Below are 21,937 nucleotides of genomic sequence, written 5' to 3'. Positions count from 1 at the left end.
GGATCGAGTTCGATCGGCGTGTCGAACGCCGCGGTAGTTGACTCGAACACGTGTTCCCCTATGCTGGTGTCAACGGTTGCTGAGCGGTCCAGAGAAACTTCTTGTCGGTACCCCGTTCTAGCGTTACCGACGACAAAGCTGATCGACACGACACAGCTGAACGACACGACACAGGGAGCTCACGATGGCTGCATACGATCGCGACAAAGCGCTCGATCTCGCACTCGCGCAGATCGACAAGAACTTCGGCAAGGGTTCGGTGATGCGCCTCGGTGACGAAGTCCGCCAGCCCATCGCCGTCATCCCCACAGGATCGATCGCGCTCGATGTGGCACTCGGCATCGGAGGGTTGCCGCGTGGACGTGTCATCGAGGTCTACGGCCCGGAGTCCTCGGGTAAGACCACCGTTGCCTTGCACGCGGTGGCCAGTGCTCAGCGGGCAGGCGGCATCGCTGCCTTCATCGACGCGGAGCACGCACTGGATCCGGACTACGCGAAGAAGCTCGGTGTCGACACCGATGCACTGCTGGTTTCACAGCCCGATACCGGCGAGCAAGCCCTCGAAATTGCCGACATGCTGATCCGTTCGGGCGCACTCGATATCCTCGTGATCGACTCGGTGGCCGCACTCGTACCGCGCGCCGAGATCGAAGGCGAGATGGGTGACAGTCACGTGGGTCTGCAGGCTCGCCTGATGAGCCAGGCGCTGCGCAAGATCACCGGCGCGATGAGCAACTCCGGTACCACCGTGATCTTCATCAACCAGCTGCGCGAGAAGATCGGCGTCATGTTCGGCTCTCCCGAAACCACCACCGGTGGTAAGGCATTGAAGTTCTACGCCTCGGTTCGCCTCGACATCCGCCGCATCGAGACCCTGAAGGACGGAACCGACGCCATCGGTAACCGCACCCGTGTCAAGGTGGTCAAGAACAAGGTCGCGCCGCCGTTCAAGCAGGCCGAGTTCGACATCATCTACGGCAAGGGCATCAGCCGCGAAGGCTCGTTGATCGACATGGGCGTCGAGCACGGCTTCATCCGTAAGTCGGGTTCGTGGTTCACCTACGAAGGTGACCAGCTCGGCCAGGGCAAGGAGAACGCTCGCAAGTTCATGCTCGAGAACCCCGATGTGCGGGACGAGATCGAGAAGAAGATCATGGAGAAGCTGCAGATCGGCGCGGACGTCACCGCGGAAGAGCCCGCAGCTGCTCCGGTCGACTTCTAGCCCGTCGTCGCTGTGCAGCAGCGAGACGAAGGCGGCGGCACCGAGGCGCAGGCGAAAGATGTCTGCCTTCGGTTGCTGACCGACCGAGCGCGTAGCAGACACGAACTCGAAGCCAGCCTGGCCAAGAAGGGATTCACCACCGAGATCGCGAACGCCGTTCTCGACCGGCTCGAGAAGGCCAAATTGGTCGACGACGAGTCGTTCGCGCAGCAGTGGGTCCAATCTCGGCACAAGTACTCCGGCAAGGGAAAACGTGCACTGAGCATGGAGCTCCGCAACAAGGGAGTCAGCAACGAACTCGCAGTGCACGCACTCGATCTGATCGATGCCGACGACGAGCGCCACCGTGCAGGTGAGCTGGTACGCAAGCGATTCCGCACGCTGCAGCTGCCGGACCCGAGTGGGCCGGATGCCCGCACCGAGCGGGACAAGGTGGTCCGAAAATTGGTCGGTATGCTCGCGCGCCGTGGCTACTCGCAAGGAATGGCATTTGCGGTGGTCAAAGAAGAACTCGACCGCGCAGGTGCCGACACCGAAGACTTCGACGGCCCCGACACGATGTGATCGTCCACCTCGAGCCGGTGCCGTCGAGAAACAGTAAGGCCCGCAACACCATCGGTGTTGCGGGCCTTACTCGTCGAAGGCTTACTCAGTTGCCGCCGACGCGAGGTCAGGCTGCCTGACCACCGTCGAGAGCCGGCACAACAGCAGTCGCCCCCGCCTTGCGCTTACGAGAACGCAGGCGTCGCTCGACCACAGTTGCCAACTTGGTCAACGCAGAGTTGATGATGATCATGATCACGGCGACGATGATCAGCGACGGCAGGTAGTTGCTGTAGAACGCACCCACCTGTTGACCCGACCGCACCACTTCGACGTAACCGATCACGTAGCCCAACGCCGAGTCCTTCAGCGCGACCACCATTTGCGAGATGATCGCAGGCAACATCGCGGTGACGGCCTGGGGGAGCAGAACCAGCAACATGACCTGGCTCTTGCGCATTCCGAGAGCCGACGCTGCTTCCCGCTGACCCTTGGGCAACGAATTGACACCGGCACGCACGATCTCTGCGATGACGGAACCGTTGTACAGCGTCAGGCCGGTGACCACTGCCGCCAAGGCCAAGTACTTGACCTTGAAGACCTCGTAATCGGCGTACACCGCGTACAGGAAGATCATCAGAATCAGCACGGGGACAGCGCGGAACAATTCGACGATCGCGCCGCTGACGATGCGTACCGCGCGGTGATCCGAGAGGCGGCCGATGCCGAGGACAGCACCGAGAATCAAAGCGAACACGATCGACAGCGCGGCCGCGACGAGAGTTCCCTGAATGCCGGGCAACAGATACGTTGTCCACGTGGTCGATTCGAGGAACGGATCCCACTTCTCCGCGGTCAACTGCCCTTTGGAATCGAGTGCCCGGTAGATCAGAAACGCGATTCCCAGCGAGACGACTGCAACGACCACGGTCAGAATGCGGTACCGCAGTACTGCTTTCGGTCCCGGAACGTCGTACAGAACTGCTACTGCATCACTCATCATGACACCGCCAATCGCTTGCTGATGTAGCCGAACAGCAACCCGGTCGGGAGCGTCAGGATCATGAAACCGAGCGCGAAGATGCCGCCGACCACGAAGATCGCGGCCTCGTTCTCGATCATGTTCTTCATCAGGAACGACGCCTCGGCGACGCCGATGACCGAGGCGATGGTCGTGTTCTTGGTCAACGCGATCACGACGCTGCCGAGAGGTCCGACCACGGCTCGGAATGCCTGTGGAAGAACGACGATGGAGATGTTCTGGGTGAACGTCATGCCCAGCGATCGGCCCGCTTCGGCCTGACCGACCGGGACGGTGTTGATTCCCGACCGCAGAGATTCGGCGACGAACGATGCGGTGTAGATGCTCAGACCGAGGACTGCCAGACGAAAGTTGTTGTCGTCGAGGCCCGTCGGGGACGACTGAGATGCCAGAGAGACACCCATCGTCTGGAACAGGCCGAACGAGGTGAAGAGGATGACCAGGGTCAACGGGGTGTTACGAAAGATGGTGACGTACGTCGCGGCTATGCCACGTGCGATCGGGATGGGAGACACCCGCATCGCGGCAACGATCGTTCCGATGACCAGCGCGCCGACGAGGGAGGCCAACGTCAGGTAGATGGTCGAGAGGAACGCGTCGATCAATTGATCGCCGTACTTGCTCAATAGGTTCACGGTGCTTGTTGATCCTCACGGCTCGGCGAGATCGAACCGTCGTGTTCCGCGTGCACGCGCACGCGGAACACGACGACAGGGTCGATCAGTAGCGGTCGACGGTGGGCGGGGTCGGCAGCGGGTAGCCCGACGCGCCCACGGTGTCGTTGAACGCCTGCTCCCAGGCACCGCTCGAGACCATCTCTTCGATGGCGTCGTTGATCTTGTTGCGTCCGTCGGTGTCGTCCTTGTTCAGGCCGATACCGTAGTTCTCGGTCGTGAACGGCTCGCCGACCACCTTGAACTGACCCGGAGACTGCGCGGCGTAGCCCGCGAGGATGATGTCGTCCGTGGTGACGGCGTCGACAGTGCCGTTGCGCAGTGCTTCCACGCAGGCGGAGTAGGTGTCGAACGGCTGGAGCTGAACGCCCGGGTACTCGTCGGCGATGTTCTGGGCCGGGGTGGAGCCGGTGACGGAGCACAGTCGCTTGCCCTCGAGCGAATCGGCACCGGTGATGTCGGTGTTGTCCTGGCTGACCAGCAGCGACTGGCCCGCTACGAAGTACGGTCCGGCGAAACCGACCTTTTCCTTGCGCGTATCGGTGATCGAGTAGGTGGCGACGATGTAGTCGACCTCACCGTTTTCGATCAGGGTCTCGCGCTGAGCGGAGGGAGACTCCTTGAATTCGATGTTGGCCTCGTCGACACCGAGCTGACCGGCGACGTACTTGGCCACCTCGACGTCGAATCCGCTGAACGTGCCGTCCGGATTACGGAGACCGAGGCCGGGCTGGTCGAATTTGATGCCGACGATGAGGTTGCCGGATTCGGCGCTGGTCGAGATGGTGCGTGCTTCCTCGCCGCCGCCGCAGGCAGTGGCGACGATGGAGAGAGCGGCGATGGCGACACCGAAGCGAAGCGGTCGGGTGATTCTCACAGTGGATGTCCTTCGGTTGAGTCGTGCGTGCGGGGACGAGCGGTGAATCGGGTCAGTGGCCGAGGATCTTGCCCAGGAAGTCCTTGGCTCGCTCGGACTTGGGGGATTTGAAGAACGTCTCCGGATCGGTGTCCTCGACGACGGCTCCGTCGGCCATGAAGATGACGCGGTCGCCTGCCTTGCGGGCGAAGCCCATCTCGTGGGTGACGACGAGCATCGTCATGCCCTCCTTGGCGAGCGAGGTCATCACGTCGAGTACCTCGTTGACCATTTCGGGGTCGAGTGCCGAGGTGGGCTCGTCGAAGAGCATCACCTTGGGATTCATGGCGAGTGATCGCGCGATGGCGACACGCTGCTGCTGACCACCAGACAGCTGAGCGGGATACTTGTCTGCCTGGTTGGCGATGCCCACGCGTTCGAGGAGGGCCAGGGCGCTCTTCTCTGCCTCGTCCTTCTTCTGCTTGCGCACCTTCATCGGCGCGAGCATGACGTTCTGCAGAATGGTCTTGTGCGCGAACAGGTTGAACGACTGGAACACCATGCCCACGTCGGCACGCAGTGCGGCCAGGGCCTTGCCCTCGGCGGGGAGCAGGTCTCCGTCGACTTCGATGGCACCGGAGTCGATCGGCTCCAACCGGTTGATCGTCCGGCACAGGGTCGACTTGCCCGATCCGGAAGGACCAACGACGATGACGACCTGTCCGGCCGGCACTTCCAGGTTGATGTCCTTGAGGACGTGCAGATCACCGAAATGTTTGTCGACGGATTTGAGCGAGATCATCGAGGGTGCGCCCGGCGGGGGTGTCGATGCCGGCGCGTCGGTGGCGTGCGTCATAGATCGAAACCCTATGCGTAGTTTCCTCGCTGACCGGTGTTTTCGCCCGTCATCTTCGATTATGTAATGGAAACTTTACTGACGGTCTGCATCGGCCCTGGACAGTCTCCGGTGGGGCCCTCGACCCCGGCGTGTCGGTCGGTGCGATGGACGTACCCTGGAGGGGTGCAAACGAGTGTTTTTCCGACCGTGGACGTGACCGAGCACGGGGTGTCCGAGCCCGTACCGTTCACCGACGGGTCGTCGACGAGTCCCCGCAGCTACGAGGTGCGTACGCACGGTTGCCAGATGAACGTCCACGATTCGGAGCGGTTGTCCGGGTTGCTCGAGGAAGCCGGCTACGTTCCTGCGGACGCAGGGACCGACGCAGATCTGGTCGTGTTCAACACGTGCGCGGTGCGCGAGAACGCCGACAACAAGCTGTACGGCAACCTCGGTATGTTGCGGCCCGCGAAGACGCGGAACCCCAACATGCAGATCGCCGTGGGCGGTTGCCTGGCGCAGAAGGACCGCAACACCGTCGTGGAGAAGGCACCGTGGGTCGACGTCGTCTTCGGTACCCACAACATCGGGTCGCTGCCGGTACTGCTCGAGCGCGCCCGGCACAACGAACAGGCGCAGGTCGAGATTCTCGAATCCCTCGAGGCCTTCCCGTCCACCCTGCCCGCGAAACGAGAATCGACATACGCGGGTTGGGTGTCGATCTCGGTGGGCTGCAACAACACCTGCACGTTCTGTATCGTTCCGGCCCTGCGCGGCAAGGAAATCGACCGCAGGCCGGGCGACATCCTGGCCGAGGTACAGGCATTGGTGGATCAGGGCGTGCTCGAGGTGACGCTGCTCGGCCAGAACGTCAATGCATACGGTGCCTCGTTCGCCGATCCGGACATGCCCCGTGATCGCGGCGCGTTCGCCTCGCTGCTGACCGCATGCGGTTCGATCGAAGGTCTCGAGCGCGTGCGCTTCACGTCTCCGCACCCGGCCGAGTTCACCGACGACGTCATCGAGGCGATGGCGTCGACCCCGAACATCTGCCCCACCCTGCACATGCCGCTGCAGTCCGGATCGGACCGAATCCTCAAGGCGATGCGTAGGTCCTACCGGCAGAGCAAGTTCATGGGCATCATCGACAAGGTCCGCGAGGCCATGCCGCACGCGGCCGTCACCACCGACATCATCGTCGGCTTCCCGGGCGAGACCGAAGAGGACTTCCAGCAGACCCTCGACGTGGTGCGCCGAGCGAAGTTCGCCAACGCCTACACCTTCCAGTACTCCAAGCGTCCGGGCACCCCGGCCGCCGACATGCCCGACCAGGTACCCAAAGAGGTTGTGCAGGAACGGTATCTACGCCTGATCGCGTTGCAGGAAGAGATCGTTCTCGCTGCCAACCAGGCGCTGATCGGTACCGAGGTCGAACTGCTCGTCGCCACCGGTGAAGGCCGGAAGAACGCGGCAACGCATCGGATGAGCGGCCGAGCACGGGACGGTCGACTCGTGCACTTCGCCGTCGACGCCGACAGGGCGAGCGGGATTCGCCCAGGTGACGTCGTCACGACCACGCTGACGGCCGCCGCTCCGTACCACCTCATCGCCGATGCCGGCGTGCTCACCCACCGCCGCACGGCAGCAGGAGACGCCCACGAACGCGGAGTGATGCCCAAGACGGCACCGATCGGCGTCGGCCTCGGACTTCCCTCGATCGGCGCACCGGCGCCGCTACCGGTAGAGACAGGATGCACCGCATGACCAACACAGACGGACCCGATCGCGTCGTACCCTCTCGATCCGCAGAGGAACTCGGACGAACGGAAAGAGCGGTGATGACCGAGCTGGACCCGGGAGCCCGGGCCATGGTCGTGGCCGGGCTGGTGCTGGTCCTGCTGGTCACGTTCGCGTTGCCGCACACCGGATCGGCCAGCGGGTTCGACGTGCTCACGGGCAGCGATGCCGCAGTTGCGGAATCCATCGCGCTGCCGTCGCGCGTCTTCGTGATGCTGGTGCTGACGTTCGGCGTGGTGATGTCGGTGCTCGCGCTCGTCACCCGTATATGGGCGCTGGCCTGGGCCGCCCTCGCTGGGTGTGCGGTGTCGTCGGTGTACGGAATGTTCTCGATCTGGACGCGGCAGACCGTGCCGGACAACCTGCAGGGTGCCGGACCGGGGATCGGCCTGATCATCGCGTGGATCGCCGTCATCGCACTGACGTTCCACTGGCTCAAGGCCGTGTGGAACAAGACTAACGCCCAGCTCGCCGCTCAGGAGCAGCGGCGCATCGCCGCCGCGTCGGGTGAGCAGAAGTTGCGACTGTGGGACGGCCACTCGGCCCCGTAGGCCCGAACGGCCGCCCCCGGCCAGGAGTGGAGTCAGCGAAACGACTCCGGCCGAATCGAGGCCGCCGGCGAATCACAACTCGTCGACGGCGCTCTCGGCTGCGTCGGCCCACTCGCGCCACTGCTGCGCCTGTGCAAGCGCACGCTCGGCGTCCTTGGTCTTGCCTGCTGCAGTCGCCTTCGCGGCCTGATCCTCGAACTGAGCCACCCGCTCGCGGAACTGCGCGGCGCGGGCGACGGCCTCGGGGTCGGAACGACGCCACTGCGACTCCACCGCGTCGTGGACGGACTTCTCGATCGCCCTCAGCTTGCCTTCGAGTTCCTGCATCTTCTCGCGTGGAACCTTGCCGATGGCATCCCACTTGTCCTGCAGGTCGCGCAGTGCCGAACGAGCAGCATCGAGGTCCTTGCTCGGATCGATGTGAGTCTTGGCCAGCAGAGCTTCCTTGGCCTCGGCGTTGGACTCGAACTCGGCGTCCCGCTCGGACGCCGCAGCGTTGCGGGCAGCGAAGAACACGTCCTGCGCGGCCTTGAAGTTCTTCCACAGAGCGTCGTCGGCATCGCGTGGGGCACGACCGGATGCCTTCCACTCCACCAGTAGATCGCGGAACGCGGCTGCGGTGGGACCCCAATCCGTGGACGACGACAAGGCCTTGGCCCGCTCGACCAGTTCTTCCTTGCGGGTCTTGGCCGCACCGCGCTCACGATCGAGATCGGCGAAGTGTGCGCCGCGGCGACGGTTGAAGTTCTCCCGTGCCTTGGAGTAGCGCTTCCACAGAGCGTCGTCGATCTTGCGGTCGACCCCGCGGATCGTCTTCCACTCGTCGAGGATTTCGCGCAGTCGATCTCCCGCGTGCTTCCACTGGGTCGATTCGCTGCCGATCTGCTCGGCTTCGACTGCAAGTGCTTCCTTGCGTGCAGTGTGCTCGGCGCGTTCGAGCTCCTTCTCGTGCTTGGCCACCGCTGCTGCAGCGTCCGAATGCTCGACGACCGCGTCGAGTCGCCTGGCGAGCAGATCGAGGTCGCCGATCACCGCCGCAGTGGGCAGGCTCTCGAGGAGTGCGGACGCTGCGGCCTTGGTCTTCTTGGCATCGCCCGTACCGGAGGTCAATCGGGCTTCGAGCAGACCGACCTCGGTGGCCAGATCGTCGTAGCGCCGACCGAAATGTGCGAGTCCTTCCGCTGCGTCTCCGGCCTGCCAGGACCCGATCTGACGTTCGCCGTCTGAGGTGGTCACCCACGCGGTGCCGTCGTCGTCGACTCGGCCGAACTTGCTGGGATCACTCACCGGCGCGACCGTCGGGATCGCGGTGGGGACGTGCGAGGGGGTCGGGTGAGGTTTGGCACCGGCCGAACCACCGGGACGCGGAGCACCTGCACCAGGGCCACCGGGCTTGGGTCCACCACCTGGCTTCGGTCCACCGCCCGGCTTGGGGCCACCTCCGGGCCTTGGTCCGCCGTGGCTCACCGCATCGGGCGCGGTGGCACCGGGGTTCTGGGCGGGTGCATCCGAGGGTGCAGCCTCGGGGGTGGTGGGGGTGCCGGCGTTCGGGTCGGTCATTGTTCCTCATCTCTGCCGCGCGTCACGGCTGCCTCAATCGCGATCTGGACACCATTGAACTAGGTGACGACCGATCGGACCATTGAAACAGCTCAGACGACTCGAGGTGGACTCGTCCGGCCAAGTCGCGTCACCGACTAGCGTGGTGCTCGTGTTTCGTGTCGCGGCCCTGGTGCCCTCTCCACCGTTGCTGGTCCCCGAATTGATGGGCGCGAGGGCGGCCGAAACAGCCGATCTTCGGACCGCCGCCGTCGGCGCGACGACACACCTGGCGTCGACGGTCGACCGCTGGATGGCAGTCGGCGTCGATCGCACGTCCTCCACGTACGGCGAGGCCACGGTCGGCACGTTGCGGGGCTTCGGAGTCGACGTGGTGGTGGGACTGTCGGGCGGCACAGCGCGGACTGCAGCAGACCCGGATCTGCCGCTGGCCGTTCTGATCGCCGGGTGGCTACGAGGAGTGGCTGCGCCCGACGATGCGGTCGAGGTCCGCACGATCCCGGCCGATGCGAGTACCGGGTGGTGCGCCGAGTTCGGCGAGGAGCTGCGCCGAGAGCTCGACGCATCTGCGGAGAGCTGGGGCGTTCTGGTGCTGGCAGACGGGGCGAACACCCTGACTCCGAAGGCCCCCGGATCGTTCGACGAGCGCGCGGAGGAGCTCCAGCGCAGCATCGACGATGCCCTCGCGACGGCCGACGTCGATACTCTGGCGGGTCTGGATGTGGACCTGTGCGCATCGCTCGGTGTCGGCGGCCGAGCGGCGTGGCAGGTGCTGGCAGCGCTCGCCGGAACCGATGCGACCACGACGACCGAGCTCTACCGCGGTGCGCCCTTCGGGGTCGGATACTTCGTGGGGACCTGGTCTCGTGACTGACGGGGCGAGCGATCGTGCCACGACTCCGATCGCGATCATCGGGCCGACGGCCACGGGAAAATCCGATCTGGCTCTCGATCTGGCCGAGGAATTCGGCGGCGAAATCGTCAACATCGACGCGATGCAGCAGTACCGGGGGATGGACATCGGCACCGCGAAACTGCCCGTCGCGGAGCGGCGAGGAATTCCGCACCATCAACTCGATGTGCTCGAGGTCACCGACATCGCTACCGTCGCGCGGTATCAAGAAGCTGCGGTCGCCGACGTCGAGGACATCAGATCGCGCGGATTGCGACCGATCGTCGTCGGCGGATCGATGATGTACGTGCAATCGCTGCTCGACGAGTGGGCCTTTCCGGCCACCGACCCCGTCGTCCGAGCGAAATGGGAAGCAGTCCTCGAACGCGACGGTGTCGAGGAGATCCATCGCGCGTTGACGGCGGCCGACCCCGAAGCCGCCGCGTCCATTCTGCCCACCGACGGTCGTCGCATGGTCCGCGCGCTGGAGGTGGTGGAGCTGACGGGGCAGCCGTTCGCGGCGTCGGCACCGAAGATCGGTGAACCACGTTGGGGCACAGTGATATTGGGTGTCGATCGCGACACCGTCGAACTGGACGAGCGGATCGCCGAGCGCACTCGGCTGATGTTCGAGACCGGACTGCTCGACGAGGTGGACGGGCTGCTCGCCCTGGGACTGCGTGAGGGCGTCACCGCGTCGCGCGCGATCGGGTACGCGCAGGCTCTCGATGTGCTGGCGGGGGAGTACGACGTCGAGTTCGCTCGCGAACGGACGTTCATCGGAACCAGACGCTACGTGCGACGCCAACGATCGTGGTTTCGCCGCGACGAACGCGTCCGTTGGCTCGACGGCACCTCGCCCACGCTGATGTCGGACGCCCTGTCCGCGATCGACCCCTCGTAGCCGAGCCCACGTAGACTCGCGGCCATGGAATTCGCCAAAGGCCACGGAACGCAGAACGACTTCGTCGTACTGCCGGATCCGGCAGCCGAGCTCGAACTCACCAGGTCGGCGGTCTCGGTGTTGTGCGATCGACGCCAGGGTCTCGGTGCCGACGGCATTCTGCGCGTCGCGCGGGCCGGTGTGCTCCGAGATGCAGGCGTACTCGATCGAATTCCGTCGGGTGTCGAGCCCGACGACTGGTTCATGGACTACCGCAACGGCGACGGCACCATCGCCGAGATGTGCGGTAACGGTGTCCGTGTGTTCGCGCACTACCTTCGGGTGCACGATCTCGAACAACGCGACCAGTTCGTGGTGGGTTCACGGGCCGGCGCACGCGCTGTGACCGTCCACTCGTTCGACGACACCGACGCCGATGTCACCGTGGCGATGGGCGACGTCACGCTGATGGGCTCGAGCTCGGTGACGCTTGCAGGCGGAACGTACGAGGGCGTCGGCATCGACGTCGGGAATCCTCATCTGGCCTGTGTCGACGGTGCGTTGACGCGCGAATCTCTCCGCGCTCTCGACTTGTCCGCGCCGCCGACACTGGACTCCGAATTCTTTCCCCACGGCGCGAACGTCGAGATCCTGACCAGGCTCGACGACGGCGGCGTCGAGATGCGCGTGTTCGAGCGCGGTGTCGGGGAGACGCGATCGTGTGGCACCGGAACAGTGGCGGCGGCCGCGGCCGCTCTGTCCTTCGAGGGCCTCGAGACCGGTGAGGTGAGTGTCGGTGTGCTCGGCGGTCGGGTACGTGTGAACATCGATCACGTCGGGGCCACCCTGCGCGGACCATCGGTGCTGCTGGCCCGCGGTGAGATCGACGACCGGTGGCTGAAGGCGCAGTCCTGACGATCGCACGGACCTCGGTCTCGGCGTGGACCGAAACCCGCGTGCATACGCTGGGGTTTTCGTGGATCATGGAGCTCGTATGACGAACTCACATGAAACATCCCCTGCGGGCGAACCGGTCGACGACAGTCGCGACGAGGTCGACGGTGCTCCCGATACCGAATCCGCCTGGACACGCGAAGAGTCCGACGCGTGGTCGAGGCGACTGGCTCGGTCTCCGCTGAACGACGAGAACTCGCCATCCTCCGGCGACATGCAGCTCGAAGACCGCACCGCGCTACGTCGAGTCGCCGGACTGTCCACCGAGCTCACCGACGTCACCGAGGTCGAGTACCGGCAGTTGCGCCTCGAACGCGTCGTATTGGTCGGAGTCTGGACGACCGGCACGGCCGCGCAGGCCGAGTCCAGCATGACCGAATTGGCTGCTCTGGCCGAGACCGCCGGCTCGGAGGTACTCGAAGCGCTGATGCAGCGACGCGACAAGCCCGATGCTGCGACGTACATCGGTTCCGGTAAGGCCAAGGAGGTACGCGACATCGTCCTCGCGACCGGTGCCGACACGGTGATCTGCGACGGTGAACTGACGCCTGCTCAGCTCAATGCGCTGGAGAAGGTGGTCAAGGTCAAGGTCATCGACCGCACCGCGCTGATCCTCGACATCTTCGCCCAGCACGCGACCTCGCGAGAAGGCAAGGCGCAGGTCGCCTTCGCGCAGATGGAATACATGTTGCCCAGGCTTCGCGGCTGGGGCGAATCCATGTCGCGGCAGGCCGGTGGACGCGCAGGCAGCAACGGTGGTGTGGGTCTGCGCGGACCGGGTGAGACGAAGATCGAGACCGACCGTCGACGCATCCGTGAGCGAATGGCCAAGCTGCGCCGCGAGATCAAGGGCATGAAGCAGGCCCGCGACACCAAACGCGAACAGCGCCTGAGCGGTACGGTGCCGTCCATCGCGATCGTGGGGTACACGAACGCAGGCAAATCCAGTCTGTTGAATGCGCTGACCGGATCCGGAGTGTTGGTTCAGAACGCATTGTTCGCCACCCTCGATCCCACCACGCGCAAGTCGACGCTCGAAGACGGCCGCGAGATCGTGCTGACCGACACCGTCGGCTTCGTTCGGCATCTTCCGACTCAGTTGGTCGAAGCGTTCCGCTCGACGCTCGAGGAAGTCACCGACGCAGATCTGCTGCTGCACGTGGTCGACGGATCGGATCCTCTTCCTATCGATCAGATCAAGGCCGTGCGCGAGGTGATCACCGAGGTGGTCCGCGAGCAGGATGCGAAGATGCCGCCGGAGTTGTTGGTGGTCAACAAGATCGACGCTGCCGATCCGGTGCAGCTGACCCAGCTGCGCGGACTGCTCGACGGCGCGCGGTTCGTCTCGGCCAAGACCGGCGAGGGAATCGACGCCCTGCGCGATCACCTGGCCGAGATCCTCTCCGAGCCGGACGTGCTGGTCGACGTCCTCGTGCCCTACACGCGTGGTGATCTGGTCGCGCGAATCCACACCGACGGCCGGATCGTGAAATCGACCCATGAGGAAGAGGGCACGCGCGTGGAAGCTCGTGTGCCGCAATCGCTTGCGGCAGCGCTCGTCGAGTTCACGGCGACCGTTCCCAGCGTCTGAACTCGGTGGGGCCACGGCTGGTGGTGTGCGGAGCGGTCGCGGCTGCGGTCGCTACGACGATCGCGTTCTCGGGAACTGCCTTCGCTGCGCCGATCGAGACCGAAACGTACTGTCGACCAACCGATCCTGGCCTCGCCGAGTTGTCGGGGCTGACCTCGATCGACGGGGTCCTCTACGCAATCGGAGACAGCGGAGCCGATGATCGGGTCGCTGTGCTCGGTGCCGACTGCGCCGTCGAGCGATGGATCGACGTTCCCGTCGACCCGTACGACGTGGAGGACCTGACTTCGTACGACGGCTCGCTGTGGTTGGCCGACATCGGCGACAATCAGATGCGCCGCGACACAGTGGCACTGACGCGGATGGACCCGGCATCGGGTGCGGGCGAGCTGTACCGACTGACCTACCCCGACGGCCCGCACGACGCCGAGACGATACTGATCGAGCCCGGTGGTAGGCCGGTGATCGTCACCAAGGAGCTCTCGGGCGTGAGCGGGGTGTACGTACCTGCCGGCGACGAATCCGTCGCCGATCTGGACAGCCCCGGGCCGACGCCGATGCGCAAGGTCGGAGATCTGGCGTTCACCGCAACGGACACGGTCGGTGGGCCGCCGTTCGTGGTCGGCTCGATTCTGGCGACCGGGGGAGCGGTGAGCGCCGACGGCACCGTCGCCGCGGTGCGCACCTACACCGACGCCTACCTGTTCCGCCCGTCGGACGGGGACATCGCGTCGGCATTGGTCGATCCGACAGCGTCTCGTGCCGTGGTGCCACTGCCCGATCAGCCGCAGGGCGAGGCAGTGGTGTTCACCGACGACGGTTCCTTGCTGATCGCATCCGAGGCAGGATTCGGCCCCACAGAGGCTGCGCTTCCGCCCATTCTGAGGATCCCCGACGCGGTAGCACTCGATATGTCCGCCCCCGAACCCGCTGCCGTGGTTCCGGTATCGCCGACCGTAGTTCCCGAACAGCCGGCGCAGACGCCGACAGCGACGGACTACTCGGAATGGGGATTCCGAGCGGCCGTCGCTGCCGGGGTGGTGCTGATCGTCGGAGCGGTGGGATTCACCGTCCGGCGATCGATGCGTTCTCGTTAGGCGTCCAAGTCTGCTTCGACGAGTGCGACCACTTTGTCGAGTGCTGCCTGGTCGTCGCTGGTGACCGTGACTTCGGTGCCCTTGGTGGCTCCGAGCGTCATGATCATCAGGGCCGAACCTGCATCCACCGGCTCCGAGTCGGCCACTGCGAGGGTGACGTCTACTCCGGCTTCGGCGACGGCGTCGGCGATCAGTGCTGCGGGGCGGGCGTGCAGACCGATCGAGGATCCGACGGCGACTGTGGTGCTGGGCATGGTGCTCCTTCGTAGTGGGGTTGTTGCGATCGTAGCGAGTGTCAGACGGTGGCGAGTGCGGGATCGAGTTCGGCGTCCGACGGGGCGTTCTTACCCTTGACGAACTGCTTGGCCGAGACGACCAGGAACGCGGAGACGATGGTGCCCGCTGCCAGCGAAAGGACGAACCACAGGATGTTGCCGATCGCGAAGAACACGAAGATTCCGCCGTGGGGTGCGCTGAGGGTGACGTCGAACGCCATGATCATCGCGCCGGTCACGGCGCCGCCGGCCATCATCGAGGGGATGACGCGGAACGGATCGGCCGCGGCGAACGGGATTGCGCCCTCGGAGATGAATGCAGCTCCCAGGAACCATGCAGCCTTGCCGTTCTCGCGCTCGGCTTCGGTGAACAGGCGTGCGCGAACGGTCGAGGCGAGTGCCATGGCCAGTGGCGGCACCATTCCTGCGGCCATGACCGCTGCCATGATGCGGAGCGATGCGGTGTCGGTGACCGACAGGCCTGCCGTTGCGAATGCATAGGCTGCCTTGTTGACCGGTCCGCCGAGGTCGAAGCACATCATCAGGCCGAGAATGATGCCGAGGATGATGACCGAGGAACCGCTGAGGCCGTTGAGCCAGTCGGTGAGTCCACTGGTGATCGCGGCGAGGGGCTTGCCGAGCAGCAGGAACATGATTGCGCCGACGATGAGTGTGGCGAACAGCGGAATGATGACGACCGGCATGAGGCCGCGCAGAACTGCGGGGATCTTCCACTTGCTGATCCAGAGTGCGACGAAGCCGGCGATCAGACCACCGACGAGACCGCCGATGAAGCCTGCACCCACCAGAACGGCCACCGCTCCTGCGGTGAATCCTGGTGCCAGACCCGGTCTGTCGGCAATGGCGTAGGAGATGTAGCCGGCCAGTGCGGGCACCAGGAAGCTGAAGGACAGAGCGCCGATCTGGAAGAGCACGGCACCGAGGTAGGCGGCGATTCCACCTTCGGGCAGCGAGGTGATGGAGTTGTTGACGACGATGTCCTCGGCAACTCCGGAGATCTCGTATCCGCCGAGCAGGAAGCCGAGAGCGATCAGCAGACCACCGGCAGCGACGAACGGGATCATGTAGCTGACGCCGGTGAGCAGGATCTGGCGGATGCGAGTGCCCCAGCCGAGTTCACCTGCGGAGTCGTTCGAGCCGGCGGCCACTGCGGTACCTCCGACGCGAGCTGCGTCCGGGTTCAGTGCAGCGCGCAGGGCTTCGGTGAGCATGACGTCGGGCTCGTTGATGGCGCGCTTGACGCCGGAGGAGATCACGGGCTTGCCGGCGAAACGCTCGCGGCCCTTGACGCCCACGTCGGTGGCGAAGATGACTGCTTCGGCTCCGGCGATGATCGAGGGGTCCAGCGGCGTGCTGCCGCTCGAGCCCTGGGTCTCGACGTGAACGGTGACTCCGGCGCGCTCGCCTGCGGCGACGAGCGAGTCGGCAGCCATGTAGGTGTGCGCAATTCCGGTGGGGCAGGCGGTGACTGCGACGATGTGCTTGGGGGCAGTCGACGCCGACGCCTCGGCCGGGGTGGCGGCAGCGCTGTGCTTGGCGGTGGACACAGGGGCTGCTGCTGCCGGAGCCGTCGCGGCGGGCTTCGCAGCGGGGTTGATGACGCCGTCGACGAGCGAGACGATCTCGGCTGCCGACGACGCGTTGCGCAGCGAGGTGACGAACTCCGGCTTGACCAGTGCGCGCGCCAGGCTCGAGAGCAGCTTCATGTGGGCCGAACCGGCACCGGCCGGCGCTGCGATGAGGAAGACGAGGTCGGCGGGGCCGTCGGGGGCACCGAAATCGACCTTGGGGTTCAGGCGGGCGAAGCCGAGCGAAGCGCTCGTGACCGCTTCGGAGCGGCAGTGCGGGATGGCGATTCCGCCGGGCAGGCCTGTTGCCGACTGCGCTTCGCGGGCCAGAGCGGCGTCGCGCAGAGCATCGGTCTCGGTTGCGCGACCCGCGGAAGCCAGAACGCCTGCGAGGCGTTCGATGACGGCTTCCTTGGATTCGCCGAGATCGGCGTCGAGGAGGATCAGATCCTCGGCGATGATCTGCTGATCTTCGGTGGGGGTGGACATTGCAGACTCCTAGAGACGATTCGAAGAAGGGGAGAGCGTGGATGGGGTGACGGACGTGGGGATGTCGAGCGCACGGACCGTCACCGAATTCGGGTGGGTCTGCTCGGGCAGTGGAAGCGTGGTGCCTGGAAGCGCGGTGGCTGCCGTTCCGTAGGCGACGGCGCGGCGAAGTTTGTCTGCGTCGGAGCAGTTCTCGGCATCGGCGAGGATGTAGCCGGCGAGCGAGGAATCGCCTGCGCCGACCGTGCTGACCGCGGTGATCGGGGGCGGGCTGGCGTACCAGGAACCGTCCTCGGTGACCAGTACGGCTCCGGCACTGCCGAGAGTGGCCAGTACCGCGCCGACGCCTCGGCCGAGAAGGATTGTGCTGGCGGCGATTGCGGCAGTGGGGTCACCCTGTGCTGCAGCGCTTTCCAGCTCCTCGGAATCGTAGCCGGTCAGTTGGGCAAGTTCCTCGGAATTGGGTTTCATCAAGTCCGGAGCAGATGCCGGGAACGCCGACGCGAGAGCGAGGAGCGGCTCGTCGGAGGTGTCGACGGCGACCTTCGCAGAGGTGGCCCGCAGTGCAACGACGAGCTCGGCGTACCAGTCGAGGGGCAGACCGGGCGGAAGCGAACCGGAGAGCACCACCCATTCGGCATCGACTGCGAGAGAAAGGATTCGCTCCCGCAGCTCGGCGCGGGTCTGTTCCGACACCGTCGCACCGGGCTCGTTGATCTTGGTGGTGGTGCCACCGACCTCGCTCACCGTGATGTTGGTCCGTGCCGGCCCCGACGTCGGAACCGCGGAATACCGCACTCCCTTCGCGGCCATCGCGTCGAGCAGGGGGTCGCCGACGTTGGCAGGGAGAACGGCCAACGCCTCGACTCCCGATCCACCGAGGACGCGAGCGACGTTGACGCCCTTGCCGCCCGGGTCGGTGGCCGACGTCGATGCGCGGTGTACTCCACCGCGGACGAGCGGTGCGTCGAGTGTGACCGTGCGGTCCATGCTCGGGTTGGCCGTGAGTGTGACCATCATGCGATCACCACCTCGATTCCTTTGTCGCTGAGATTCTTACGGTCGTTTGTCGAGATGTCGCTGTCGGTGACGATGACGTCGATGGATCCAACTCGGGCGAAGCTCACCAGATGCTCGCGGCCGATCTTCGACGAATCTGCAAGCACCACAACATGGTTGGCCGCTTCGACCATGGCGCGTTTCACTGCTGCCTCGTCACTGTCGGGTGTGGACAATCCGTGTCCGACGCTGATGGCATTGGTGCCGATGAACGCCACGTCCACGCGGAGCCATTCGAGGGCGCTCAGAGCTTCGTCGCCGACGGCGGCCTGGGTGGTACCGCGTACACGCCCGCCGAGCAATCGCAGGCTGACGTTCGACATCGTCGCGGCGCGAGCGGCGATCGGGACCGAGTTCGTCACCAACGTCAGCTCACGATCGTGGGGAAGCAAACCGGCGAGCCTGCCCGTTGTGGTGCCGGCATCGAACACGGCGCTACCGCCGACGGGAGGCAGGAAGGACAACGCCGCGGCTGCGATCGCGTCCTTCTGATCCGCGCGGGTGAACTCTCGCTCCGAGACGCCGGGCTCGAGTGTGGTCAGTGCGGATGCGGGTACTGCTCCACCGTGGACGCGACGGACGACTCCCATTCGGTCGAGAGTGGCGAGGTCGCGCCGCACGGTTTCGGTGGTGACGCCGTACGTGGCGGACAGATCGTTGACGGAGACGCGGCCGTGCGTACTGATCAGTTCGGCAATCGCGTGCTGTCGTTCTTCGGCGTACACCTGCGTCTCCTTCCCGGTTGATGTTGCTTTATGTTGTTTTACGCCCGTGTGTGTTGACATGTCAAGGCTTTGGAGTAATCTCGGTCACAACACAGGCAAGCGATTGAGTGCGCCACAGCTCGCAGAACAGATGCGATGACCTTTTGTTCACGCAGGATTCGAGGAGGACCACATGACGGGATCGGTTAGCACCGCGTCGACCGGACACGCAGACACGACAGTCGACGCTGCCGGGACCGGATCAGCGCAGACGACACTGCGCGGCACGCCCGTCGTGCCCGGTGTCGGATACGGTCCCGTCATTCGTCCCGGTGCCCGTCCGTCCATTCCCGCCGATACCGGCGAGGTTGCCGAGGCCGATCGGGAGTCGGAGAAGGCTGTGTTCGATGCCGCGGCAAACGCCGTCGCCACCCGATTGCGCGGCCGAGCAGAACTCGCGACCGGCGCTGCTTCGGAGGTTCTGTCCGCCAACGCCGCGATGGCAACCGATCGCGGGTGGCTCGGTGCCGCTCGCTCCTCGATCGCCAAGGGCAGTTCTGCCGTCACCGCAACCGCTGCGGCCACCGAAAAATTCGCTGCCATGTTCACCCAGCTCGGCGGTCTGATGGCCGAGCGAGTGACAGACCTACGCGACATCCGCGACCGCGTCATCGCCGAGATCCTGGGTGTTCCGGAGCCCGGTGTTCCCGTGCCTGACGAACCGTCGATCCTGTTCGCGGACGACCTTGCGCCGGCCGACACCGCGGGCCTCGACCCCACCCTGATCGTCGGACTGGCGACCTCGCTCGGAGGTCCGACCAGCCACACCGCGATCATCGCCCGCCAGCTCGGCATCCCGTGCATCGTCGCCGTGGTAGGGCTCGACGACATCGCTGCCGGTACGAACGCATCGGTCGACGGAACCAGCGGCCGCATCGACCTCGAACCCGATGCCGACTCGGCCCGCGCTGCCGTCGTGTCTGCCCGCGACGAGCTCGACCGGGTATCGCAGTGGGTCGGTCCCGGTACCACCGCCGACGGCCATGCAGTCGACATTCTCGCCAACGTCCAGGACGGTGCCGGTGCTCGCGCAGCGCGGTCCAGCGCAGCGGACGGCGTCGGACTGTTTCGTACCGAACTGTGCTTCCTCGACCGCGACTCCGAACCCACCGTCGACGAGCAGGCCGAGATCTATGCCCAGGTACTCGACGCGTTCGCAGGCAAGAAGGTCGTCGTGCGGACTCTCGACGCCGGCTCGGACAAGCCGCTGAGGTTCGCAACCCATCCCGACGAGGCCAATCCGGCCCTCGGCATTCGCGGCATCCGTATCGCCGAGGCCGACCGCGGGATTCTGTACCGCCAACTCGACGGCATCGCAGCAGCCGCGAAGGCGACCGATTCCTCCCCGTGGGTGATGGCTCCGATGATCGCAACCGCGCTGGAGGCGAAGGATTTCGCCGCCGACGTCCGTGAACGAGGACTGACGCCCGGCGTCATGATCGAGGTGCCCGCAGCCGCGCTCCTCGCCGAGCACATCCTCGAGCACGTGGACTTCCTGTCCATAGGCACCAACGACCTGGCGCAGTACACGATGGCCGCCGACCGCATGTCTGCACAGCTCGCCGGTCTCACCGATCCGTGGCAGCCGGCCGTGCTGGCTTTGGTGGCCCACACCGCTGCCGCGGGTGCCAAGGCAGGCAAGCCGGTCGGAGTCTGCGGCGAGGCCGCTGCCGATCCACTGCTGGCCTGTGTGTTGGTCGGGCTCGGCATCACCTCTCTGTCTGCAGCGTCGGCCGCCGTCGCGCATGTGGGTTCCAAATTGGCCACGGTCACGCTTGCTCAGTGCAAGGCAGCGGCCGCCGCCGCGCTGAAAACGGACAGCACCGCCGCTGCCCGTGAGGCAGTGAGCGCGATCCTCGGCTGACGCAATAGTCTTTTTCCCATCATGAGAAATCTGGGTTGGACGCTGCACGGAAACGGAAAGACCGTCGAGGCCGGAGCGGTGGTGGCACCGGACGAGCGATTGACGTGGCCGCGCACCGTCGGCATCGGGATGCAGCACGTCGTCGCCATGTTCGGTGCCACGTTGCTCGTTCCGACGATCACCGGCTTCCCGGTGTCGACGACTCTGCTGTTCTCGGGCCTCGGGACGGTGCTGTTCCTGCTCATCACCCGGGGGCGGGTGCCCAGCTATCTGGGGTCGTCCTTCGCATTCCTGGCTCCGCTCGGTGCCACGCAGGCCAACGGCCCGGCCGCGCAGCTCGGTGCCGTCCTGTGCGTCGGTGTCGTGCTGGCGGCCATCGGCTTCGTGGTGAAATTCGCCGGTCGGCGCGTACTCGACGCCGCCATGCCGCCCGTGGTGACCGGTGCCGTGGTCGTGTTGATCGGGCTGAATCTGGCCCCGGCCGCGACGACGTCGTTCGAGGCGCAGCCGCTCATCGCCGCAGTCACGCTGGTCGCCATCCTGTTGGCCACGGCGATCGGACCCGGACTGCTCGGGCGACTGGGAATTCTGGTCGGTGTCGTCGTCGGTTGGGTGTTCGCCGCTGTCACCGGCGGAATCGCGCAACCACGCCTCGACGCGCTGAGTGCGGCGAGCTGGATCGGCCTGCCCGAGTTCCGTGGACCGTCGTTCGAGCTGTCGGTGATCCTGGTAGCGCTACCGGTGGTGATCGTCCTGGTCGCCGAGAACGTCGGACACGTCAAGGCCGTCGCGGCGATGACCGGCAAGAACCTCGACGACGTGGCCGGTGACGCACTGATCGCCGACGGGTTGGCGACCACCCTGGCCGGAGCCGCCGGTGGCTCGGGCACCACCACGTACGCCGAGAACATCGGGGTCATGGCCGCCACCCGCGTCTATTCGACGGCCGCGTACTGGGTCGCGGCCATCACTGCGATAGTGCTCGCGTTCTCGCCCAAGTTCGGAGCCCTGATCTTCACCGTGCCCGACGGCGTCATCGGGGGAGCAACCCTGGTGCTGTACGGACTCATCGGGCTACTGGGCGTTCGTATCTGGACCGACGCGAAGGTCGACTTCACCGATCCGGTCAATCTCATGGTCGTTGCTGCGGCGCTCGTCGCCGGCATCGGTGACCTGACACTGGCTGTCGGATCGGTCGAGCTCGGCGGTATCGCGTGGGGTTCGGTCGGCATCCTCGTCGGCTACCCGATCGTCTCGGCGCTCGCGAGGAGTGCAGGCAAACGAGGTCGTTAGCGGGGTCGGTCACGGATCGCGCGCGTTTTGGTCATCGACCGCCTCGACACCGCGGACGTAGTGTTTGCCTGTGACGTCAGTCGTACCGGCGACCGAGATCCGTA

The 21,937-nt window shown here is 65.4% G+C and carries 20 protein-coding genes; 11 read left to right on the top strand and 9 right to left on the bottom strand.

What is annotated here, in order from left to right:
- Positions 1-184 precede the first annotated feature (184 nt).
- Together recA and ABZ677_RS11065 are read left to right on the top strand one after the other, a co-directional pair.
- Positions 185-1,222 (top strand): recombinase RecA, encoded by a 1,038-nt coding sequence (gene recA, locus ABZ677_RS11070; RefSeq protein WP_008716921.1) that lies wholly within the window; start codon positions 185-187, stop codon positions 1,220-1,222.
- A gap of 12 nt (positions 1,223-1,234) precedes the next feature.
- Positions 1,235-1,786 carry a regulatory protein RecX gene (locus tag ABZ677_RS11065; RefSeq protein ID WP_358369239.1) on the top strand — a complete coding sequence of 184 codons (552 nt, stop codon included), beginning with the start codon at positions 1,235-1,237 and terminating at the stop codon, positions 1,784-1,786.
- Between the two features lie 106 nt (positions 1,787-1,892).
- Here ABZ677_RS11065 and ABZ677_RS11060 read toward each other — a convergent pair whose 3' ends face one another.
- The 4 genes from ABZ677_RS11060 to ABZ677_RS11045 form a co-directional block, all read right to left on the bottom strand.
- On the bottom strand, positions 1,893-2,765 hold the full coding sequence (locus tag ABZ677_RS11060) for an amino acid ABC transporter permease (protein ID WP_094742030.1): 873 nt from the start codon (positions 2,763-2,765) through the stop codon (positions 1,893-1,895).
- Positions 2,765-3,442, bottom strand: coding sequence for an amino acid ABC transporter permease (locus ABZ677_RS11055; protein ID WP_094649903.1), 678 nt, complete (start codon positions 3,440-3,442; stop codon positions 2,765-2,767). The genes ABZ677_RS11060 and ABZ677_RS11055 overlap by 1 nt, the downstream gene beginning before the upstream one ends.
- Positions 3,443-3,527: 85 nt before the next feature.
- On the bottom strand, positions 3,528-4,358 hold the full coding sequence (locus tag ABZ677_RS11050) for a glutamate ABC transporter substrate-binding protein (RefSeq protein ID WP_094742029.1): 831 nt from the start codon (positions 4,356-4,358) through the stop codon (positions 3,528-3,530).
- 52 nt (positions 4,359-4,410) lie between these two features.
- Entirely contained in the window at positions 4,411-5,139 is a 729-nt protein-coding gene (locus ABZ677_RS11045) for an amino acid ABC transporter ATP-binding protein (RefSeq protein WP_170944851.1), read from the bottom strand.
- A gap of 264 nt (positions 5,140-5,403) precedes the next feature.
- Between ABZ677_RS11045 and miaB the strand changes: the two genes are divergently transcribed.
- A complete protein-coding gene (gene miaB / locus ABZ677_RS11040; protein WP_358369660.1) occupies positions 5,404-6,939 on the top strand; it encodes a tRNA (N6-isopentenyl adenosine(37)-C2)-methylthiotransferase MiaB in 1,536 nt (511 codons plus the stop codon).
- The gene (locus tag ABZ677_RS11035) at positions 6,936-7,523 is read left to right on the top strand and encodes a hypothetical protein (protein ID WP_037190114.1); all 588 of its coding nucleotides are present in this window, start codon (positions 6,936-6,938) and stop codon (positions 7,521-7,523) included. Before miaB ends, ABZ677_RS11035 begins: the two co-directional genes overlap by 4 nt.
- A gap of 72 nt (positions 7,524-7,595) precedes the next feature.
- Here ABZ677_RS11035 and ABZ677_RS11030 read toward each other — a convergent pair whose 3' ends face one another.
- On the bottom strand, positions 7,596-9,083 hold the full coding sequence (locus tag ABZ677_RS11030; protein WP_358369234.1) for a DUF349 domain-containing protein: 1,488 nt from the start codon (positions 9,081-9,083) through the stop codon (positions 7,596-7,598).
- 151 nt (positions 9,084-9,234) lie between these two features.
- On the opposite strand from ABZ677_RS11030, the gene ABZ677_RS11025 reads away from it, so the two are divergent.
- The 5 genes from ABZ677_RS11025 to ABZ677_RS11005 all read left to right on the top strand — a co-directional run bounded on the left by ABZ677_RS11025 (position 9,235) and on the right by ABZ677_RS11005 (position 14,500).
- Positions 9,235-9,957 (top strand): class III extradiol dioxygenase subunit B-like domain-containing protein, encoded by a 723-nt coding sequence (locus ABZ677_RS11025; protein ID WP_358369231.1) that lies wholly within the window; start codon positions 9,235-9,237, stop codon positions 9,955-9,957.
- Positions 9,950-10,879 carry a tRNA (adenosine(37)-N6)-dimethylallyltransferase MiaA gene (gene miaA / locus ABZ677_RS11020; RefSeq protein WP_037189517.1) on the top strand — a complete coding sequence of 310 codons (930 nt, stop codon included), beginning with the start codon at positions 9,950-9,952 and terminating at the stop codon, positions 10,877-10,879. Before ABZ677_RS11025 ends, miaA begins: the two co-directional genes overlap by 8 nt.
- Positions 10,880-10,903: 24 nt before the next feature.
- Complete coding sequence (gene dapF / locus ABZ677_RS11015; protein WP_094634282.1) at positions 10,904-11,773, top strand: diaminopimelate epimerase; 870 nt, start codon at positions 10,904-10,906, stop codon at positions 11,771-11,773.
- 253 nt (positions 11,774-12,026) lie between these two features.
- On the top strand, positions 12,027-13,403 hold the full coding sequence (gene hflX / locus ABZ677_RS11010) for a GTPase HflX (RefSeq protein ID WP_230596240.1): 1,377 nt from the start codon (positions 12,027-12,029) through the stop codon (positions 13,401-13,403).
- A 5-nt stretch (positions 13,404-13,408) separates the two neighbouring features.
- Positions 13,409-14,500: a hypothetical protein gene (locus ABZ677_RS11005; RefSeq protein WP_358369228.1), complete on the top strand. Its 1,092-nt coding sequence runs from the start codon at positions 13,409-13,411 to the stop codon at positions 14,498-14,500.
- Here the strand turns inward: ABZ677_RS11005 and ABZ677_RS11000 are convergent.
- The 4 genes from ABZ677_RS11000 to ABZ677_RS10985 are packed head-to-tail and all read right to left on the bottom strand — an operon-like array spanning position 14,497 to position 18,637.
- Positions 14,497-14,754 carry an HPr family phosphocarrier protein gene (locus tag ABZ677_RS11000; RefSeq protein ID WP_032377711.1) on the bottom strand — a complete coding sequence of 86 codons (258 nt, stop codon included), beginning with the start codon at positions 14,752-14,754 and terminating at the stop codon, positions 14,497-14,499. The genes ABZ677_RS11005 and ABZ677_RS11000 overlap by 4 nt on opposite strands.
- Before the next feature lie 41 nt (positions 14,755-14,795).
- Positions 14,796-16,853, bottom strand: coding sequence for a fructose-specific PTS transporter subunit EIIC (locus ABZ677_RS10995; RefSeq protein WP_358369225.1), 2,058 nt, complete (start codon positions 16,851-16,853; stop codon positions 14,796-14,798).
- A 9-nt stretch (positions 16,854-16,862) separates the two neighbouring features.
- Positions 16,863-17,873, bottom strand: coding sequence for a 1-phosphofructokinase family hexose kinase (locus ABZ677_RS10990; RefSeq protein WP_358369223.1), 1,011 nt, complete (start codon positions 17,871-17,873; stop codon positions 16,863-16,865).
- Complete coding sequence (locus tag ABZ677_RS10985) at positions 17,870-18,637, bottom strand: DeoR/GlpR family DNA-binding transcription regulator (RefSeq protein ID WP_037189503.1); 768 nt, start codon at positions 18,635-18,637, stop codon at positions 17,870-17,872. The genes ABZ677_RS10990 and ABZ677_RS10985 overlap by 4 nt, the downstream gene beginning before the upstream one ends.
- Positions 18,638-18,809: 172 nt before the next feature.
- On the opposite strand from ABZ677_RS10985, the gene ptsP reads away from it, so the two are divergent.
- Positions 18,810-20,540, top strand: a complete 1,731-nt coding sequence (gene ptsP / locus ABZ677_RS10980; RefSeq protein WP_358369220.1) for a phosphoenolpyruvate--protein phosphotransferase — start codon at positions 18,810-18,812, stop codon at positions 20,538-20,540.
- A 21-nt stretch (positions 20,541-20,561) separates the two neighbouring features.
- Entirely contained in the window at positions 20,562-21,833 is a 1,272-nt protein-coding gene (locus tag ABZ677_RS10975) for a solute carrier family 23 protein (protein ID WP_358369217.1), read from the top strand.
- Positions 21,834-21,937 lie beyond the last annotated feature (104 nt).

Origin of the sequence: Rhodococcus sp. NPDC006774 (assembly GCF_040636045.1) — a bacterium.
Taxonomy (GTDB): Bacteria; Actinomycetota; Actinomycetes; order Mycobacteriales; family Mycobacteriaceae; genus Rhodococcoides.
This window is presented reverse-complemented; position numbering and strand designations above follow the sequence as displayed.

Coding starts and splice junctions, on each gene's coding strand:
- ABZ677_RS10975 (WP_358369217.1), top strand. CDS start 20,562: ATGAGAAATCTGGGTTGGACGCTGCACGGAAACGGAAAGACCGTCGAG.
- ABZ677_RS11060 (WP_094742030.1), bottom strand. CDS start 2,765: ATGAGTGATGCAGTAGCAGTTCTGTACGACGTTCCGGGACCGAAAGCA.
- ABZ677_RS10995 (WP_358369225.1), bottom strand. CDS start 16,853: ATGTCCACCCCCACCGAAGATCAGCAGATCATCGCCGAGGATCTGATC.
- ABZ677_RS11045 (WP_170944851.1), bottom strand. CDS start 5,139: ATGATCTCGCTCAAATCCGTCGACAAACATTTCGGTGATCTGCACGTC.
- hflX (WP_230596240.1), top strand. CDS start 12,027: ATGCAGCTCGAAGACCGCACCGCGCTACGTCGAGTCGCCGGACTGTCC.
- dapF (WP_094634282.1), top strand. CDS start 10,904: ATGGAATTCGCCAAAGGCCACGGAACGCAGAACGACTTCGTCGTACTG.
- ABZ677_RS11035 (WP_037190114.1), top strand. CDS start 6,936: ATGACCAACACAGACGGACCCGATCGCGTCGTACCCTCTCGATCCGCA.
- ptsP (WP_358369220.1), top strand. CDS start 18,810: ATGACGGGATCGGTTAGCACCGCGTCGACCGGACACGCAGACACGACA.
- ABZ677_RS10990 (WP_358369223.1), bottom strand. CDS start 17,873: ATGATGGTCACACTCACGGCCAACCCGAGCATGGACCGCACGGTCACA.
- ABZ677_RS11030 (WP_358369234.1), bottom strand. CDS start 9,083: ATGACCGACCCGAACGCCGGCACCCCCACCACCCCCGAGGCTGCACCC.
- ABZ677_RS11000 (WP_032377711.1), bottom strand. CDS start 14,754: ATGCCCAGCACCACAGTCGCCGTCGGATCCTCGATCGGTCTGCACGCC.
- recA (WP_008716921.1), top strand. CDS start 185: ATGGCTGCATACGATCGCGACAAAGCGCTCGATCTCGCACTCGCGCAG.